General features: G+C 39.0%; 13 protein-coding genes and 1 riboswitch. All 13 genes read right to left on the bottom strand.

Annotated features, from left to right (window positions below):
• Positions 1–115 precede the first annotated feature (115 nt).
• Positions 116–294, bottom strand: a riboswitch (Lysine riboswitch).
• Between the two features lie 53 nt (positions 295–347).
• A complete protein-coding gene (gene uvrC / locus OPF91_RS07540) occupies positions 348–2,138 on the bottom strand; it encodes an excinuclease ABC subunit UvrC (RefSeq protein WP_264988129.1) in 1,791 nt (596 codons plus the stop codon).
• A 118-nt stretch (positions 2,139–2,256) separates the two neighbouring features.
• Positions 2,257–2,568 carry a thioredoxin gene (trxA, locus tag OPF91_RS07535; protein ID WP_264988128.1) on the bottom strand — a complete coding sequence of 104 codons (312 nt, stop codon included), beginning with the start codon at positions 2,566–2,568 and terminating at the stop codon, positions 2,257–2,259.
• Between the two features lie 149 nt (positions 2,569–2,717).
• Positions 2,718–3,695, bottom strand: coding sequence for an electron transfer flavoprotein subunit alpha/FixB family protein (locus OPF91_RS07530; protein WP_264988127.1), 978 nt, complete (start codon positions 3,693–3,695; stop codon positions 2,718–2,720).
• Between the two features lie 53 nt (positions 3,696–3,748).
• Positions 3,749–4,522, bottom strand: coding sequence for an electron transfer flavoprotein subunit beta/FixA family protein (locus tag OPF91_RS07525; RefSeq protein WP_264988126.1), 774 nt, complete (start codon positions 4,520–4,522; stop codon positions 3,749–3,751).
• A gap of 108 nt (positions 4,523–4,630) precedes the next feature.
• Entirely contained in the window at positions 4,631–5,404 is a 774-nt protein-coding gene (locus OPF91_RS07520; protein ID WP_264988125.1) for an enoyl-CoA hydratase, read from the bottom strand.
• A gap of 14 nt (positions 5,405–5,418) precedes the next feature.
• Positions 5,419–6,000, bottom strand: a complete 582-nt coding sequence (fadR, locus tag OPF91_RS07515; protein WP_264988124.1) for a fatty acid metabolism transcriptional regulator FadR — start codon at positions 5,998–6,000, stop codon at positions 5,419–5,421.
• A gap of 144 nt (positions 6,001–6,144) precedes the next feature.
• Entirely contained in the window at positions 6,145–7,836 is a 1,692-nt protein-coding gene (locus tag OPF91_RS07510; RefSeq protein ID WP_264988123.1) for a long-chain-fatty-acid--CoA ligase, read from the bottom strand.
• 357 nt (positions 7,837–8,193) lie between these two features.
• A complete protein-coding gene (locus tag OPF91_RS07505; protein ID WP_264988122.1) occupies positions 8,194–8,607 on the bottom strand; it encodes a DUF350 domain-containing protein in 414 nt (137 codons plus the stop codon).
• Positions 8,608–8,636: 29 nt separating this feature from the next.
• On the bottom strand, positions 8,637–11,003 hold the full coding sequence (locus tag OPF91_RS07500; RefSeq protein ID WP_264988121.1) for an endonuclease MutS2: 2,367 nt from the start codon (positions 11,001–11,003) through the stop codon (positions 8,637–8,639).
• 18 nt (positions 11,004–11,021) lie between these two features.
• Complete coding sequence (polX, locus tag OPF91_RS07495) at positions 11,022–12,731, bottom strand: DNA polymerase/3'-5' exonuclease PolX (RefSeq protein WP_264988120.1); 1,710 nt, start codon at positions 12,729–12,731, stop codon at positions 11,022–11,024.
• A gap of 60 nt (positions 12,732–12,791) precedes the next feature.
• Complete coding sequence (locus tag OPF91_RS07490) at positions 12,792–13,331, bottom strand: CvpA family protein (protein WP_264988119.1); 540 nt, start codon at positions 13,329–13,331, stop codon at positions 12,792–12,794.
• Positions 13,332–13,336: 5 nt separating this feature from the next.
• Positions 13,337–13,597, bottom strand: coding sequence for a cell division protein ZapA (gene zapA, locus OPF91_RS07485; RefSeq protein ID WP_264988118.1), 261 nt, complete (start codon positions 13,595–13,597; stop codon positions 13,337–13,339).
• 621 nt (positions 13,598–14,218) lie between these two features.
• Positions 14,219–18,559 carry a S8 family serine peptidase gene (locus tag OPF91_RS07480; protein WP_309297417.1) on the bottom strand — a complete coding sequence of 1,447 codons (4,341 nt, stop codon included), beginning with the start codon at positions 18,557–18,559 and terminating at the stop codon, positions 14,219–14,221.
• Between the last annotated feature and the right edge of the window lie 521 nt (positions 18,560–19,080).

Here is a 19,080-nt window from a genome sequence, read left to right as displayed (position 1 = left end):
CATTCACAGGAACTTTATCTTGATTCAATAGACATTCGCTAAATGAAGATAAAAAAAGATAGCCTTCACATGATATGAAAGGCTACCTAAATGTATACAAACTATTTGTATCCATATGGGTGATAGCTCTCCGAAACATGTAGAATCGACAGTCTTACATTTCTTAAATGCAAAACCAGCACAGTGTCAGAAGCAATGACACGGAACTTCGGCAAACTCCCCTTTCCTACATCATCACTGGACTTGTTCCTCCTCCGATGTACTACTATTGAAGCTCGCACCTCTATCATCAATTATGCAATTATTCCTTATAAACAAGTAAATATATCTATCACTCTAGCACATGGTTATTCTTTTGACAATGTACCCTGTTGAAAATAGCTATAAATCTGCTTCGCTAAATGAACAGGTATCCCTGCTTCCTGCAATGCTTGCTCACTAGCCTCTCGAATTTTTTTGACAGAGCCAAAATGCTTGAGTAATTGCTGTTTACGCTTTGGTCCAATGCCTTCGATTTGATCCAGCACCGATTGAATTGTCTGCTTATCACGCTGCTGACGCAAAAACGTAATGGCAAAACGATGCACCTCATCTTGAATACGTTGCAATAAATAAAAACCATCACTTGTCCGCTTCAACGGTACAATGTCAACAGGCTCTCCAAATAAGAGCTGAGATGTATTATGCTTATCATCCTTCGCTAAGCCTGCTATTGGAATAACCAAGCCAAGCTCATCCTCTAGCACCTCACGTGCCACTTCCATTTGCCCTTTCCCACCATCAATCAATACTAAATCTGGTAATGGTAATCCTTCTTTTAAAACACGTGTATAGCGACGACGTATCACTTCCTGCATTGCGCCATAATCATCATGCTTTGCTGCTGTGCGTGTTTTGTATTTACGATACTCCTTTTTCGCTGGCTTGCCATCAATAAATACGACCATCGCTGACACCGCATCTGTTCCATGCATATGACTATTATCGAATGCCTCGATACGCAAAGGCGCAGAAATCCCCATTGCCTCGCCAAGTGCCTCACATGCACCAATTGTGCGCTCTTCCTGTCGCTCAATCAATTGGAATTTAGCGGCTACCGCAATTTCAGCATTTTTCGTCGCTAACTCCACTAGCTCTTTTTTCTGTCCACGTTTTGGTGTTAGCACTTTGATGCCTAATAGCTCTGTTAAAATAGCGGCATCAATCGTATGTGGAATAAAGACTTCTTTTGGCTTAATATGCTCTGCCTTTTCATAAAATCGACCGACAAATGTTAAAAATTCTTCCTCTGGGTCTTGATAAATCGGAAAAATAGAAACATCTCGTTCAATGAGCTTCCCTTGCCGTACAAAAAATACTTGTACACACATCCAGCCTTTTTCTACAGCATAGCCAAAGACATCTCGATTTGTTGTATCATTTGAGACAATTTTTTGCTTCTGCATCACCGTATCGATATGCGCAATTTGGTCACGCAGCTCCTTCGCTCGCTCAAACTCTAAATTTTCAGCCGCTGCCAGCATTTTCGTTTCTAGCTCTTTTTTAACAGCGTCCACACCACCATGTAAAAATTTTGAAATATCCTCTATCATATCGTCAAAAACCTGTGCTTCAATTGGTTTAACACAAGGAGCTAAACATTGCCCCATATGATAATACAAGCAAACCTTTGTCGGCAATTGCACGCATTTACGCAAAGGATATAAACGATCTAATAATTTTTTCGTTTCACTCGCTGCATACGCATTCGGATAAGGACCGAAATATTTTGCCTTATCCTTCTTCACTTTACGTGTCGTAATCAAACGTGGATATTTTTCATTTGTAATTTTTATATATGGATATGTTTTATCATCCGTTAGCATAATATTGTATTTCGGATCATGTAGCTTAATCAGATTAAGCTCTAAAATCAATGCTTCAATATTGGAGGACGTCACAATATAATCGAAATCCTCTATTTCTCCTACCAGTCGCTGTGTTTTGCCCTCATGAGTACCAGTGAAATAGGAGCGTACACGATTTTTTAGCACCTTGGCTTTCCCTACATAAATAATCGTCCCTTGTCGGTCTTTCATTAAATAGCAGCCAGGCTGATCTGGTAAAATGTCAAGTTTATGTTTGATAAGGTCATTCATCGCCTACTGCCCCCTTTTTACTTCTATTATAACGAAAAAAAGCCGAGTACATCTATAAATAGATGCCTCGACTTTTCATCTTGCTTCTGTAGATAGTTGGACATCCACAAAATCAAAATTAAGCATGTTTTGCGATGAATGCTTCTAATGCTTCTTTTGGTTGGAAGCCAACTGTTTTGTCTACTAATTCACCATCTTTAAATAATAATAATGATGGAATTGACATAATTTGGTAATCAGCCGCTGTACCTTGGTTGTTATCTACATCAACCTTTACAATTTTAGCTGCACTGCCTGCTGCATCCAATTCTTCAAGAACTGGTGCGATCATTTTACAAGGTCCACACCAAGCAGCCCAAAAGTCTACTAGCACTAATCCCTCTTTAATTTCCTCTTTAAACGTTGCGTCTGTTCCATGTACAATTGCCATTTGAAATCCTCCTTCAACTTATTACACTCGTAGTATAGCATGGCAAAATTCATTTGAGCGAATAATCTGCTTAGCCTTACAAAACTCGTTTTTTTAGCATTGGAAAATGAAAAAAGCCGAGGAAAAATACATTTCCTCAGCCCATTATTTTACGCATTTACTTTTAATGCTTTAAATTCTTCGATTAATAGAGGAATTACTTCAAATAAATCGCCTACGATACCGTAATCCGCTACTTTGAAAATATTTGCCTCTGGATCTTTGTTAATCGCTACGATTACTTTTGAGTTAGACATACCCGCTAAATGTTGAATTGCACCTGAAATACCTGCTGCAATGTATAGGTCTGGTGTAACGACTTTACCTGTTTGCCCAATTTGTAATGAGTAATCGCAATACTCTGCATCACATGCACCACGTGATGCACCAACAGCGCCTCCAAGTAAGTTAGCTAATTCTTTTAATGGCTCGAAACCTTCCTCCGATTTCACACCACGCCCACCTGCTACAACCACTTTCGCTTCTGATAAGTCTACACCTTCAGATGATTTACGAACAACCTCTTTAATGATTGTACGAAGATTTGTAATATCTACCGTAATAGAAGAAACGTCACCTGATTTACCAGCCGCTTTTTCTAATGGTGCAATATTGTTTGGTCGGATAGACACTAAGACAACGCCATCTTTCACTTTCACTTTTTCAAACGCTTTACCAGAATAAATTGGGCGAATAAATACAGCACCATCGCCAGCTCCTTCAATTGTCGTTACATCGGATACAAGACCTGCTTGTAATTTACTTGCGATTTTTGGTGATAAATCTTTACCATTCGCTGTATGACCAAAGACAATTCCTTCTGGTTTTTCTTGTTCAATAACGGCTAATAATGCTTGCCCAAAACCATCTGATGTATATTGTTTTAAATGTGGATGCTCCACTGTTACGACACGGTCAGCACCATATTCAAATAATGAACCTGCTAAATTAGCTACAGCATCCCCTAAAAGAACACCCACAACCTCGCCACCATCTGCGATTTGTTTAGCTGCTGCAATCGCTTCAAAAGATACATTTCGTAAATTTCCTTCACGCACTTCACTTACTACTAACACTTTCTTTGACATAGTATATTTTCCCTCCGTTACCCATTATGATTCCATTGATATGATTCAATCACTTATACTACTTTCGCTTCTGTATGAAGTAGATTTACAAGCTCTTTTGCTTGTGCAGCTAAATCACCTTCAAGTACACGACCTGCCGCTTTTTGAGCTGGTAAGAAAATTTCCACTGTTTCTACTTTTACTTCTACATCATCTTCATCAATATCTAAATCATCTAATTCCAGTTCTGCAAGCGGTTTCTTTTTTGCTTTCATAATACCTGGTAAAGATGGATAACGTGGCTCGTTTAACCCTTGTTGAGCTGTTACTAAAAGTGGTAGAGAGGTTTCAATGATCTCTGAGTCCCCTTCAATATCACGCACGATTTTTGCTGATGTGCCGTCAATTTCAAGATTTGTAATTGTCGTTACATAGTTAATACCTAATAAATCAGCTACACGTGGGCCAACTTGACCTGATCCGCCATCGATTGCAACATTCCCTGTTAAAATCAAATCTGCCTCTTTATCTTTTAAGTATTCTGCTAAAAGGTATGCTGCTGCATTTTGGTCTAACTCATCTAAGTCATCTTCTGTATTAATAAGAACGGCTTCATCTGCACCCATTGCAAGAGCTGTACGCAATTGCTTTTCTGCATCTTCTCCACCGATTGTGATTACTGTTACTTTACCACCTGCTGCATCACGCACCTGAATGGCTTCTTCAATTGCATATTCATCGTATGGATTGATGATGAATTCAGCACCATCTTCTTGAATTTTACCACCCGATACAACGATTTTTTCCTCTGTATCAAATGTACGTTTAATTAATGCAAAAATGTTCATATATTTATGCCCCCTGAAACGTTTTAATTTCTAAGTAAATTTATAAATATTATATATTTTCATCGCAAAATAAATGACTTATGCCCATTATTCCACATTGATAAAATATCATTTGCCAGTAAATACAGGCTCACGTTTTTCGATGAATGCCTGAATTCCTTCTTTTGCATCTTCCGAGACAAATACTGTACCGAAAGATTTGGCCTCTGCTTCAATTCCTTCATAAAAGGATGCATGTTTAGCATATTGCAATGTTTGAATGGCTGCCTGTAAAGCAATTGGACTTTTCTTCGCAATTTTTCGTGCGATTGTTAAAGTTTCTTCCAGTAAAGCTTCATCGGTGAAAGCACGATTTGCTAATCCCCATTGTACAGCCTCTTCACCTGAAATTGGCTCACTTGTAAATAGCATTTCGGCTGCTTTCGCAACACCAACATAACGTGGTAATCGCTGTGTACCACCGAAACCTGGAATAAGGCCTAATTGTAATTCAGGTAAGCCAAGCTTCGCTGATTGTGTAACAAAGCGTAAATGGCAAGCCATTGCTAATTCAAGGCCACCACCAAGTGCTGCACCATGAATCGCTGCAATAATCGGTTTTGAGAACGTTTCCATTCTTTCAAACACTTGTTGACCATTACTTGCTAATCTCGTGAACTCTTCACCAGATGTCACATCCGTAAATTCTTTAATATCCGCACCTGCCGAGAAGAAACGCCCTTCTCCGTGCAATACTAAAACACGTACTGTTTCATCGCTTTCAACCGCTTCAAGCACTTCATTCACTTCAGCGATAATTCCACGCGATAGAGCATTCGCTGGTGGACGTGCAATTGTCACAACAGCTACTCCATCCTCTACCTTCCAACTTAGAAATTCCATTTCTCCACATCCCTTTATGGTTTAATGCCATTCATAATAAGTGCCTGAACTTTAGGAATTTGTTCCATCAAATCATATCGGTACTCATTCATTACCCACGACGTCGTAATTTCATCAATAGTTCCAAACACCATTTGACGTGCTAAACGTACGTCCATTGTAGGATTGAATTCACCCGAAAGCATACCTTCGACTAGAATTTGATCGAGCAATTGTAAATACTCTCTTAAAACAGCATTAATTTTTAAGCGTAAGTCTTTATTCGATTGTCGAAGCTCTAGCTGTGTAACGGTTGCTAAGTATCGATCTGTTGCCAGAACAGTTAAATGATTCGCAATCATTTTAGAAAGTTTGTCATACGACGTATTTCCATTTTCTATTATATCTCGTAATGACTCAATAAAAACAGCCATTTTTTCATTGAAGACTGAAATTAAAATATCTTCTTTATTTTTAAAATATAAATAGATTGTTCCGTCAGCCACCCCTGCTTGTTTTGCAATTTTCGATACTTGTGCTTGATGATATCCATTCTCTGCAATAACGATGACAGCTGCATCAATAATTTGCTTATATTTCGGCTTATCTCGTTTCACTTTTCTATCACCACCTAAAACATCCGCACATTTCACATACTTTTGTGACATGTTAACTAAAAAAATATGAAAATATGAATGGTCATTCATTCATATTTTCATATTATAATTTAAGCTCTTATTTGTCAACACTTTCACTTGTATTTATTTTGCTTCTTGCATGGCTAATTTCGCTTTCTCTTCTTCTACCAATGTACGACGTAAAATCTTTCCGACTGCTGTTTTCGGCAATTCTGTTCTAAATTCATAATACCGTGGTACTTTAAATGCGGCAAGATGCTGACGACAATGTTTATTTATTTCTTCCTCTGTTAGTGAATGTCCTTCTTTTAACACGATATAGGCTTTGACTGTTTCACCACGATATGGATCTGGTATCCCTGCAACGACACACTCTTGAATTTCATCTAATTCATATAGGATTTCCTCCACCTCACGTGGGTAAATATTAAAGCCTCCTGCAATAATCATATCTTTCTTGCGATCGACTACATAGAAAAATCCTTCTTCATCCATATAACCTAAATCACCTGTTAAAAACCAGTCATTGGCAAAGGTTGCAGCTGTATCTTCTGGTCGATTCCAATAGCCCTTCATCACTTGCGGACCTTTCACTGCAATTTCGCCAACTTCACCAATTGGTAGCTCCTCTGTATCACCCACACGTAAAATGGTCGCATCCGTGTTAGGCCATGGCATACCGATTGAACCTTTGACACGTTTGCCCCAAATCGGTGTCGCATGTGTGACTGGCGATGTTTCTGTTAGTCCATAGCCTTCTACCAGCTTACCACCTGTCACCGCTTCAAATTGCTCCTGTACTTCCACTGGCAATGCAGCCGAGCCACTTAGACAAGCTGTAATAGATGACAAATCATACTTTCCAATATCAGGATGATTTAACAAACCAATATATAGTGTTGGTGCACCAGGGAATAATGTCGGCTTTTGCTTATCAATTGTTTTCAATGCTGTTTCTGCATCAAATTTCGGTAGTAAGACCATTTTATTTTGTGTAAAAACAGATAGCAGCATCACGGTTGTCATACCATATACGTGGAAGAATGGTAAAATGCCCATAATGGTTTCTTGTCCATTGACACATTTATAAAGCCATGTATCACACATTGTCACATTCGCAATTAAGTTTTTATGTGTCAGCATTACACCTTTCGGGAAGCCTGTTGTTCCACCTGTATATTGCAGCAAAGCTAGATCCTCTTCAAAATCAAATGGATAGTCAATCATCGTGGCAGGAGCGGATTTCATAATCTCTGTAAATAAATGATTTTGTCCACTGTGCTCTACCTTCACACTAAAGCCATATTGCTTTTTCTGTATGAATGGATAGACTAAGTTTTTAGGAAATGGTAAATAATCCTTAATACCTGTCACAATGACATTTTCCAATGCTGTTTCCTTGATGATCTTCGTCACACGTGGATATAAGATGTCCATGACAAGAATGACCTTTGCGCCTGAATCAGCCATTTGATATTGTAATTCTCGCTCTGTATACAGTGGATTTGTCTGTACAACGACAGCTCCTGCATACATAGCGCCAAAGTAAGCGATTACACTTTGAGGTGAATTAGGCAACATAATCGCTACACGATCCCCTTTTTCTACACCAAGTGACTGCAAATAATTTGCAAATTTCAGTGCAGATTCATATAGCTCTATATACGTTAGCTCCTTCCCCATAAAATGAATGGCTACTTTGGATGGATGCTTTTCATAGGCACGTGTTAAAAATGCCTGTACTGGGATTTTTTCAAATGTTAAAGTTGCTGGTACTTCTTCAGGATAATTTGCTAACCATGGTTTTGTCGTCATACATGCTCTCCCCTTTGTCCCAAACTTTGTCAATTCTTATCTTTATTATAATAAAAAAGAATTGTACTTTCAAACACAAAATAGAAAATACCTGCATTTTCGATTAGTTATTATACGTTACATACTATTCATTTATACATATTTTATCAGCTTCATCTTCACAATCTTTATGAATAGCAATTCATTTCATAGGGAAATAGCTTCGTTATTGTTATATAAAAATAACAAAAAATGCACCCAATGACTTGGATGCATTTGCTTTTATAATGTCAACATATAGTAAATACCTACTACGAGAAAGGCAATACAAACAACAATTAAAACCTTTGCTAGTTTTTCCATGTTACGACAACGCTCCTATGCAATACTTGCCCCAATGACGAACGATAGACCAACAGAAATCGTAAAAGAAATAAAGCCGACAGAGCGATTGTCATTAGCAATTTCTTGATCTACATTAAAGCGTGGTGTCATAAATTCAAATAAAAAATAAGCCACAATCAATAATGTGAAACCAAAAAGCCCCCAGCCAATCATTTCACTCAATGTGCTATGACGTGCAATTGAATAGCGGAAAATATTACATATTCCCAATATTTTCCCACCCGTTGCTAGTGCGACAGCCACATTGCCCTTCTTTATTTCTTCCCAGTTTTTATACTTCGTCACGACTTCGAATAATGCCATCGACACGACTAAACATAACACAACAACACTAAAATATCCTGCCGTTTCGATAATTGGATATTTCCAAAAATTAGAATCAAGCATTTTCTCTGTCCCCTTTATCGTCTATATGCTTATTTCAATTCCACTACAGTTACACCAAAGCCACCCTCGCCTGCTTCACCAAAGCGGAATGATTTGACACGTTTATGCTTTTTCAAATAGCTTTGAATACCTTGTCGCAATGCGCCTGTACCTACACCATGAATAATGGACACACGACCATAATTGGCAAGTAAGGCATCATCAATATATTTTTCAGTACGCAAAATGGCATCCTCAAAACGCTCACCACGTAAATCTAGCTCTAGTTTCACATGACTATTACGATTTTTGACACCTGCTATACGTTGAACAGGCTCTTTTTCAGGTTTAATATACTCTAAATCACTATCAGCAATTTTCATTTTTAAAATGCCCATTTGCACAATCCATTCTGTATCGGAGACTTTTTCAACTAAAATGCCTCGTTGTCCATAGCTTAACACTTTTACCTCGTCACCGACAACTAAGTTTTGTGCACGCTCTCTCACCTGTACTGCCTTTTGTAGCACTTTATTGTTATCAAGTGGTGTTGCATCCTCTAATCGTTTACGTGCTTCGATTAGCTCATGCTCTTTCACAACTTGGTTTGCATTTTTACGCATTTCACGCAGCTCCGCAATAATCGCTTCGGCTTCTCTTTTCGCTTCATCCACGATTTTACGTGCTTTGTCCTTTGCCTTTTTATCAAGCGCTTCTTTCCGTTCTTCATATGCTTGTAATTTGTCTTCTAATTCTTTGCGCAATTTTTCTGACTCTAGTAGCAGCTCATGTGAACGCTCTGCATCGTTCTCAGATTGACGACGTGTTTCCTCCAATGAAGCAATCATCGATTCAACTTCATGACGATCTGTACCTGTAAAGCCTTTTGCTCGTTCAATAATGACTTCTGGCAAGCCAAGACGATTTGATATTTCAAAGGCATTGGAGCGGCCAGGTACACCGATCAGTAAGCGATAGGTTGGGCTCAATGTTTCAATATCAAACTCGACGCTCGCATTCGCAACACCAGGGCGATTATAGCCATATGCCTTTAATTCAGGATAATGTGTAGTCGCCATAACACGTGCTCCTCGACCATGCACCTCATCTAAAATGGAAATCGCTAGTGCTGCTCCCTCCTGTGGATCTGTTCCTGCCCCTAATTCATCAAATAACACTAATGATTCATGGTCAAATTTCTTCAAAATGTCTACAATATTGACCATATGTGCTGAAAATGTTGATAAAGACTGTTCAATGGACTGTTCATCCCCAATATCAGCAAATAATTGTTGGAACACAGCTAACTCCGAGCCATCCAATGCAGGCACTGGTAACCCAGCCTGTGCCATTAACGTACAAAGTCCTACTGTTTTTAATGTCACCGTTTTACCACCTGTATTTGGTCCAGTAATGACAATGGCTGTAATGTCTTTACCGAATTCAATATCATTGGCAACGGCTGTGTCTATTGGCAATAATGGATGGCGAGCTCTTACTAAACGAATATAACCATCCTGATTCATTTTAGGCATCGTACATTTATTAGCTTGTCCATATTTCCCTTTTGCCAAAATAGCATCAATTTCACCTAGCAGTTTCACTAAATGAAATAAATCAGGTGCTACTTCCTCTACCATGGCACTTAATGCTTGTAAAATACGCTCAATTTCGATTTGCTCTTTCATTTTTAATTGATGAATTTCATTATTTGCTTGCATTACCGACTCAGGTTCGATAAATAATGTTTGTCCAGAAGAAGATTGGTCATGCACCATACCACCATAATGATGACGATATTCCTGCTTTACTGGAATAACGAAACGATCATTACGAATGGTCACAATTGCATCTGATAACATTTTAGCAGCATTACTACCACGAATAAGACTTTCTAGCTTTGAACGCACCTTTGCTTCTTCTGAGCGTAATGATTGACGAATCGAACGTAATGTCGGGCTAGCCGAATCCAATACTACCCCATTATCATCAATACAGCTATTAATCTCATGCTGTAAGCCTGTTAAGACAGGCAGTGCTTCTTTTTTAGTAAGAAAATGTGGGATTGCAATAACATCTTCCGTCTCTAAATCTTCAAGGAAATTGCGTAAAATGCGACTTGCTCGAATCGTGCTCGATACTTCCATTAATTCCATTGCAGACAGCATTCCACCAATTTGTGCGCGCCTTGCGGCTGGACGCACATCAAAAATGCCACCCATTGGCACGTTGCCTTTGACACGTAAAATGGCTAAACCTTCATCCATTTCCTCTAATAACTGTACAACTTTCTCATAGTCAGTTTGCGGTACAAGTTCTTCAATGGCTGATTTTCCAATAGAAGATGTACAATGTACAGCCACTTGCTGACGTATTTTATCATACTCAAGTGTTTTCAATGCGCGTTCTGCAATCATTGATCACACCTCCTCCATTTATTTATGACGACGAATAAACGCTTCAAATTGTTCATATGTCCATGTATTGACAATCATATCCTTTTTTAACCATGCCCGATTAGCATAACGAACACCAATATCCATAAAACGTAGATGTGCACTATCATGCGCATCTGTATTAATGGCAATCGGTACACCTGCTGCCATCGCCATTTCTAAATGCTCCACACACAAATCAAGACGATATGGGTTCGCATTTAACTCTAAAATTTTACCATATTCCTTCGCCCAAGCAATTAACTGTGGCATATCGGGATGATAGCCTTCTCGTTCTGCGATAATACGCCCTGTTGGATGAGCAATCATATGGACATATGGATTTTGCATCGCTGTTAACAGGCGAGCCATAATTTTATCCTGTGATTGTGTAAAGCTCGAATGAATAGATGCGATAACAAAATCAAGCTCTTTCAACACAGCATCCTCAAAATCAAGGGAGCCATCTGGCAAAATATCCATTTCTGTGCCTGCATATAAACGAAATGTCGGATTTGCTTGATTGAATGCCTCAATTTCAGCACGTTGCTTCACTAAACGTTCAGGTGTCAAACCATTTGCCACCTTTAAAAATTGTGAATGATCTGTAATCACACCATATTGATAGCCTCGTGCCATCAAAGCCTGTCCCATTTCTGCTACCGAATATGCGCCATCTGACCAAGTTGTATGCATATGCAAATCAGCCTTTATATCAGTTAATGTCACAAGGTCTGCAATATCCGCAGCTTTGTCAAATTCGTTTTTCCCTGTCCGTAAACTCGGTGGGATGAATGGCAAATCAAAATGTGCAAAAAATTGGGCTTCATCTTCAAATGTCAGCACCGTGCCATCTGCCTGTTCCACCCCATATTCACTAATTTTTTCACCTCGTGCCTTGGCAATTTGACGCATGCGCACATTATGGTCCTTAGAACCTGTAAAATGATGCAAAGCCGTTGCATATTCAGCATCCTTCACTAAACGAAAATCAACACTAACTGGCTCGTCCAAATCCAATATAACCGAAATTTTTGTATCGCCTGCTGCTACTACCTCTTGTACAGCTAGCTCTTGTAGTAATTGCTCACGTACAGTAGCTGGTGCTTCTGTCACGACGATAAAATCAATATCCTTACTTGTTTCCATAGCACGTCTAAAACTGCCAGCAACCGAAAAACGCACTACCTCTTTCATACTACCTAGAAGCGCTTCAATTTGTAACACAACGGGCTCCAACTGCCAAATGGCTAAGCGTTCTGAACGGTTCGCTAAATTTTCAAGCTCTTTTAAAATTTTTTCTTCTGTTTTTGCTGCAAAGCCTGCCAATTCACGAACTTGCTGTGCTTCACAAGCTGCCTTTAAACTTTCCGCAGAATCAATGCCTAATTCTTGATGTAGCTTCGCAATTTTTTTACCGCCTAAACCTGGTAATTTTAATAATGGTAATAAACCACTTGGCACAGCTTCCTCTAATTCTTTCAAATAGCTCGATTCACCTGTTGCCATTAAATCTTCAATGACCGCTGCTGTTCCTTTACCGATTCCTTTTAGCTTTGTGACATCTTCCATTTCACTTAATGAGCGCTCATCACCTTCTAATGCCGCCGCAGCCTTGCGAAAAGCGGATACTTTAAACGGATTTTCTCCCTGTAATTCCATATATAAAGCAATTTTTTCAAGTGTACGAATAATTGTCTTTTTATTCATTAAAAATAATCCCCCTATCGTAAAAACACTTCTCCCACAACGAGAGAAGTGTATCATCTACTATTGTGCGTAAATATACCACCAGTTTTGGAACATTTTCGTGATAATGGGTGTATGCTCCAAAATGAGACTACTTAACAATGATTTAGCCATCATATTTTGAATCGTATCGATTGGTAATAATGCCAACACATACAGAACAATAAATAAAATAAAGAAATATTCAACGATACCAAACAAAGCACCTAGCCAACGATTCATTGTCTTTAAAACAGGTAAATAGGCAATAAAATCAAAAACAGATGTAATGATTTGTAAAATAATCTTCACCGCAAAGAAAATCACCGCAAAGGCAATGACTTGATAAAATGTACGGTCTAAATCAAGATTATCAATAATAACACCTAGACTGCCTCCATCTACTACGCCTGGATACGGTACCCAAAATAGCAGCTTCTGTGCAAGGGATTCATAATATACATACGCAACAATAAGTGCAACAATTAAACTAACTACATACATCAGTTGGACGATTAAACCACGCTTAGCACCAGTCACCAGCCCAACGAATAATAATATCAATATAATGAGATCTAACATTACCTTCAACCCTTTAATTTTTTCAATTCTTCCTCTAATTTTTCCATCTGTTCTTTTAATAACAAATAATCATGAACAGCATTGACCGCTGTCAACACAGCAAGCTTTGTGCTATCTAATGAGGAGTTATGTACTTTTATTTCGCGCATACGGTCATCCACCATGGACGCAACTAGCCGCATATGTCCAACGGATTCTGTGCCAACTATTTTATATGTTTGACCATATATTTCTACAGAAATTCGATTCTTTTCCTGATTTTCCATAGTTGCACCCTCCTTCAATATATCAATTACATCACAGCTAACGTTCATTCAAATTTTTAAGCTCCAACAAGAAAACCTCTGCAAAAATTGGATTTAGAGGCTCACCCATGTCATTTATACACTAACTAAGCCATAATAAACACTGCTTACTATCATAACATGAAAAGTATGAAATTGTGAATAAAGAGCCATAGAAAGAGCAATATCTTAGCAAAAGCCCTATGTTGTTAACTTTTCCTATAGAAAAGACCAGACATGTTGTGTATTGAAAACGAAGCGTCTTCATCTGAGATGTGTATATTTTGGAAACATCCTAAAATTTCCTCCACATATTTTGCATGTGCTACATCATCAAACTCATATTTATCAACACAAAGCGCTATCATAAGCTGTATCAATACAATCAAAAGCGACAGTTAGCAACATCAATAGTGCCAAACTTATTTTACTGCTAGTCTATGTGCCAAAATCGGGAAAGAATAACATAGTAAAACAGGACTATACAAAAGGAACATCCTTTTGCATAGCCCTGCTCTTTTTATTAATATACTGTTGTTGGTGCACAATTCCATATCATGAGATACAGAGTTACGATACTTCTTCTAATGAATTGACCGTTTACTATTCTCCTAGCACTTGCAATAAATTCACAAAAATTTTGGCTCCTTGTGCACGAGTTGTTGCATTTTCTGGCATAAATTTGCCTTCAGAACCCGTAATAATTGTTAATTCGTGTAGTAAGGAAATCGCTTGAATTGTTTCAGCATCATACTGTTTGATATCACTAAACGGAGCAATCTGAGTTGGTGTGTATGCTTGCTGTGTTTGATACATATACGCACGAGCAATCATTAAAGCCATTTGTGTTCGTGTGATAGCTGCGGAAGGATTAAATTGTCCATTGCTTCCTTTAATAATTCCACTTCTAAAAGCGGCAGCTATTTCATTTTGTGTTTCCACGGCATAATGGTCAATATCACGGAACGGTGTCGTCGTATCCGTCAAATCCAATCCTAAAGCACGAACAAGAACTGAAGCAAACTGAGCTCGTGTCATATCGCTATTTGGCTTAAATGTCCCATCTGGATAGCCCTTTAATAGTCCCTGTTCAACTGCTTGTTGAATATAGCTCGCTGCCCAATGTGTTTTCGGTATGTCTGTAAACATTATCTTCGGATTACTTTTTTCTGGTTGTTCCTTTGACGGTTCAGGCTTCACAGGTTCAGGTTTACTCGGATTTGGATTTGAAATCGTTGGATTTACTGGACTTGGGATGACTGGCTTTGAATCAATTCGATCCCAATCTATATCTGGGCTTGGATTTGGCTGTGTTGGTGTTGGGTTTACTGGTGACGCTGTGACATTCACCGTTACTTCTACTTCATTGTTGCCATGCTGTACAATAATTTTCGTTGTACCTGGTGATTTCGCATATACCAATCCTTCTGTTACTGTTGCCACACGTGAATCTTCCACAACATACGTGGCTTGCTTTGTTACATTTGTCACTGTTGGCGATTCAAAAATGGATGGACGTGACATTCCTTCTGCATTATGAACTATGTCCTGTTTATTCATAGCATATGGATTGTCATAGTAAATTGGTGACACAAGTGTTAACGAATTAGCAGTAGTATCCTCAACGAATGAATCTGTGTAAGTCCATGGCATTCCCTCGCTCACATTAGCCTGCAAAAACTTCGCTTTCGCTGTTGGTAATGTTTCCTCATTAATTGGTGCTGCTGGCTCTTCCGTCTGTACAGGTGCACTACCTATTGGTTCAAATAATATGGACTCTCCTCGATTACCTGCTGCATCTCGCACAATGACCTTCATAGTATCTGTTGTTGAATTAAATCCAGCAATAGCAAACTCATAAGAGCCATCTTCATTTAATACAAAATCTTGCTCTTCTACTACAGTACCAGCTCTCAGTATTTCATAGGAAGCATGTAATTTCGTATTGATTGGATAAGCTAAACCATATTTTTTTAATTCCTCGTTATAGTCAATATATTTATCTGTTATTTGTCCACTTACCACACCTGCACTATCCCCAGATGTTACTTGAACAACGCCTGCAATATCAGGTGTCGTCGATTTTACTACAATAGGTCCAACATAATCTTTAATCGTCCCACCTGAGGCTACAGATGCTGAAAAATCAACTGTGTATAAACCATCTGGTATTTTCGCTTTAGCACTTCCACCCCACGGTGTATAAGTTCCCGTAATCGGTAATTTCCATTGACCAGCTGCTAGTGAGCTTCCTGCATGTAAATAACCAATATACCCATCTTCGTATTGACCGCCCTGTGGATTCATTACATCCCAAAGCTCGATGTAATTCGTGTTGACCTCACCTGTCAGCGTAAATGTTAAATCGGCTGAATCATTGATACCATCTTGATTAAATGATAAATCGGTTGATGTAATCGCCATGTTTTTAATTTGAGTTGGTGCAACACCGCCAAAATCGGCTGCAAACGGCAATGAAATTTCCGTATAGTAACGCTGTGTTTGTGTTGTTTTTTCAATAACATCTAGCTGTACTGCATCGCCAGATTTTAAATTTAATGCTGTGCGGTCTACCGTTAATGATACATCTGTTGTCACTGGCTCTGTTGGTGTAATGTGAATGTAGCCGAATAATTCATCACCAAATTGAGCTGCTTCATTTTTAGAGGCGGTTAATGTCACTGTCAGAAGCTCTTGCCCGTTTAAAACAAAGGATGGCTTGTCCACTGTAACCATGGCATCTCCAAAAGGCTGTAATGTTTCAACAGAAACGCTATAGCTTCCACCAACACCCTTTATATCCTTTACGACAATTTCCTTTGAAACTGTGATAGCTTGCTCTTTAATAGGCTGAGGACCAAATGTCACTGTCCCTTTCACATTATCAACAATCTCACCACCACTGTCTAAAACCGCTGTATCTTGTACATAGGCAAGTGCACTTGGATGAACGGCTGCATAGGCATTTACTCGACCTGCTCCTTGCGAAAAGACATCATATTTTGTCGTATCTAAAATTTGAGCCGTATTAGATAGAGCTACTTTCACATCAAAGGGACTCCAATCAGGATGAGCTTGTTTAATCAGTGCCGCAATCCCAGCAATATGTGGTGTTGCCATTGATGTGCCCGTTTTACGATCATAGGCTTGATCGTATGAAGCATTTGGGAAATCCTTTTTATACATAGGAATCGTTGACATAATATTAGTACCAGGTGCTGTGACATCAGGTTTAATATCGAAATTAGGAACAGATGGCCCACGTGAGCTAGAATCATTGACCTCATCACCTAAGGATGTCACAGAGCCAAAATGAGTAAAGCTTACCTTGCCTTCCCCTTTTTTCAATGCATCTCGAATCGCTACACCATCTGTAACAGACATATCAAAGGTTGGAATGAAGCTAAAGGAATCTCCTAAAAATGTGCCAGATGGTCCAGGCGCATTTGTACCACCTTCAAAATTATGAATAATCGCAGCAACCGCTCCATTCTTTTTCGCATTTGCTATTTTATCCACAAAAGCAATAGAGCCACGGGCAATCAAAGCAACTTTTCCTTCCACATCCACATTTTCAAAATCAGAAGCTGCACCAATGCCTGGAACGGCTACTAAATCAAATTCACCAGAAAGCTGTTCATGTAAATTTGCACCAAATGTTGTCGCCATAGCATTGAGCTGCTTATTCACTTGCTCGTTACTAACTGTGACATTTACTTGTGCGTCATAGGCTTTTTCTGGATTGGTCGTATTTCCTACTGCAATGCCTAGTGGTGCTGTTGACGGTGTACCCATCGTTCCACGCTTTGGACCTGAGTTTCCTGTCGCAATGACAGAAATCACACCTGCCATAACCGCATTATTAATGGCAAATGAGCTAGCATCCACTTCTGTATTGGACTCGCCACCTAGAGATAGATTAATAACGTCCATCCCTTCCACTACCGCTGTTTCAATGCCCTTCACAATACCTGATGTTGGGCCGTTTCCATATGCACCAAGCACACGGTACATATATAAATCTACTTTTGGCGCAATTCCTTTAATGCCGTATGGATTTGCACCAATCGCAGCAATCGTACCTGCTACATGTGTGCCATGTGACGTATAGTAGGCACTTCCACGTTCATTAAACTCTGGCTTATTCGCTGGTTTCTCTTTAGGCGATGTTTCAGAAGCATCATCATCCGCCCTTTGTTTTAAATAATCTGCTGAATTTGGAATAAAGTTTTTTCCACCTTTATAGATACCCGCAAACTCCGGGTGGTCCACATCAATACCTGTATCTAAAACAGCTACTTTCACACCTTGCCCCTCAAGCCCTTCTTGCCATAATTGCTCGATACCAAGAAATGAATTACTTGTATTCATATAAGCATCTACTTGTCCATTTTCTATAGGTGTCACTTCTTCTGAAGCATAAACTGTTACGTCTGGTTCAATTAATGTGATGCCATCAATTTGTAGTAATTTCTCTAAATCTCCTGCTTTTACTTCAGCTGCTAAACCATTTAACACCGTGTCAAACGTATAGCCTAGCGAAAAGGAAATACGTTCGTCCTCCATTTCTTGCACCACTTCTTCCTGCTGTGTGGCTACAATTTCTTTCACTTCCTGTTCCGTCTGCATACTAAAGCTTCGCCCTGTAAGCTCGGTGATTCCCTTCTCAAGTGCTACAGGCTTCTCAGATAAGTGAATAATGACATCCACACTTTCATCACCCGTTAATCCTTGTAAGTCTCTGTGTAATGTTGCAGGACCATTTTGTACACGTAGTTGCTCTGCAATGGCTGCTTTAGCAAGTATTGCTTGTTCATTCAAGCTATTATTTTTGAAGTGATCTCCATAACTATTTGCTGAAGTATGAATAGGCAACAACATACTAAGAAACAGAACAAATACTAGAAAGATTGCTGAAATTCTACGAAATTGTTTATTTTTCAAATGAACCCCTCCTAAAATGATAGATCTACCCACACATATCTTGCTAAAATACTGCCTCCTCCTGTTTGTTTGAGTACTTGTGGTTGTCGCTACGTTAGTACTCACGCTTTCTCACATAGAAAACACTTGTTGCTGTCGCTACGTTTCACTCACGCTTTCGCACAGAAAATACTTGTTGCTGTCGCTACGTTTCACTCACGCTTTCGCACAGAAAATACTTGTTGCTGTCGCTACGTTTCACTCACGCTTTCGCACAGAAAATACTTGTTGCTGTCGCTACGTTTCACCCACGCTTTCGCACAGAAAATACTTGTTGCTGTCGCTACGTTTCACCCACGCTTTCGCACAGAAAATACTTGTCCATGCCATAACTATGAACATATTATCTACTATATGAGCAAAATTAAGTTTCTATGAAAAAAATGTAAATATATTATTAATTTTATCTGAGTAAATTCTTACTATGTTCCCCAACGAAAGTAACATTTCGCCCACAAAAAACAAAGGTCAGCTCAGAATAA

This window comes from Lysinibacillus piscis (genome assembly GCF_026012395.1).
Classification (GTDB): domain Bacteria; phylum Bacillota; class Bacilli; order Bacillales_A; family Planococcaceae; genus Lysinibacillus; species Lysinibacillus piscis.
Note: the sequence above shows the minus strand (reverse complement) of the source record. Positions and strands in the feature narration are given on the sequence as shown.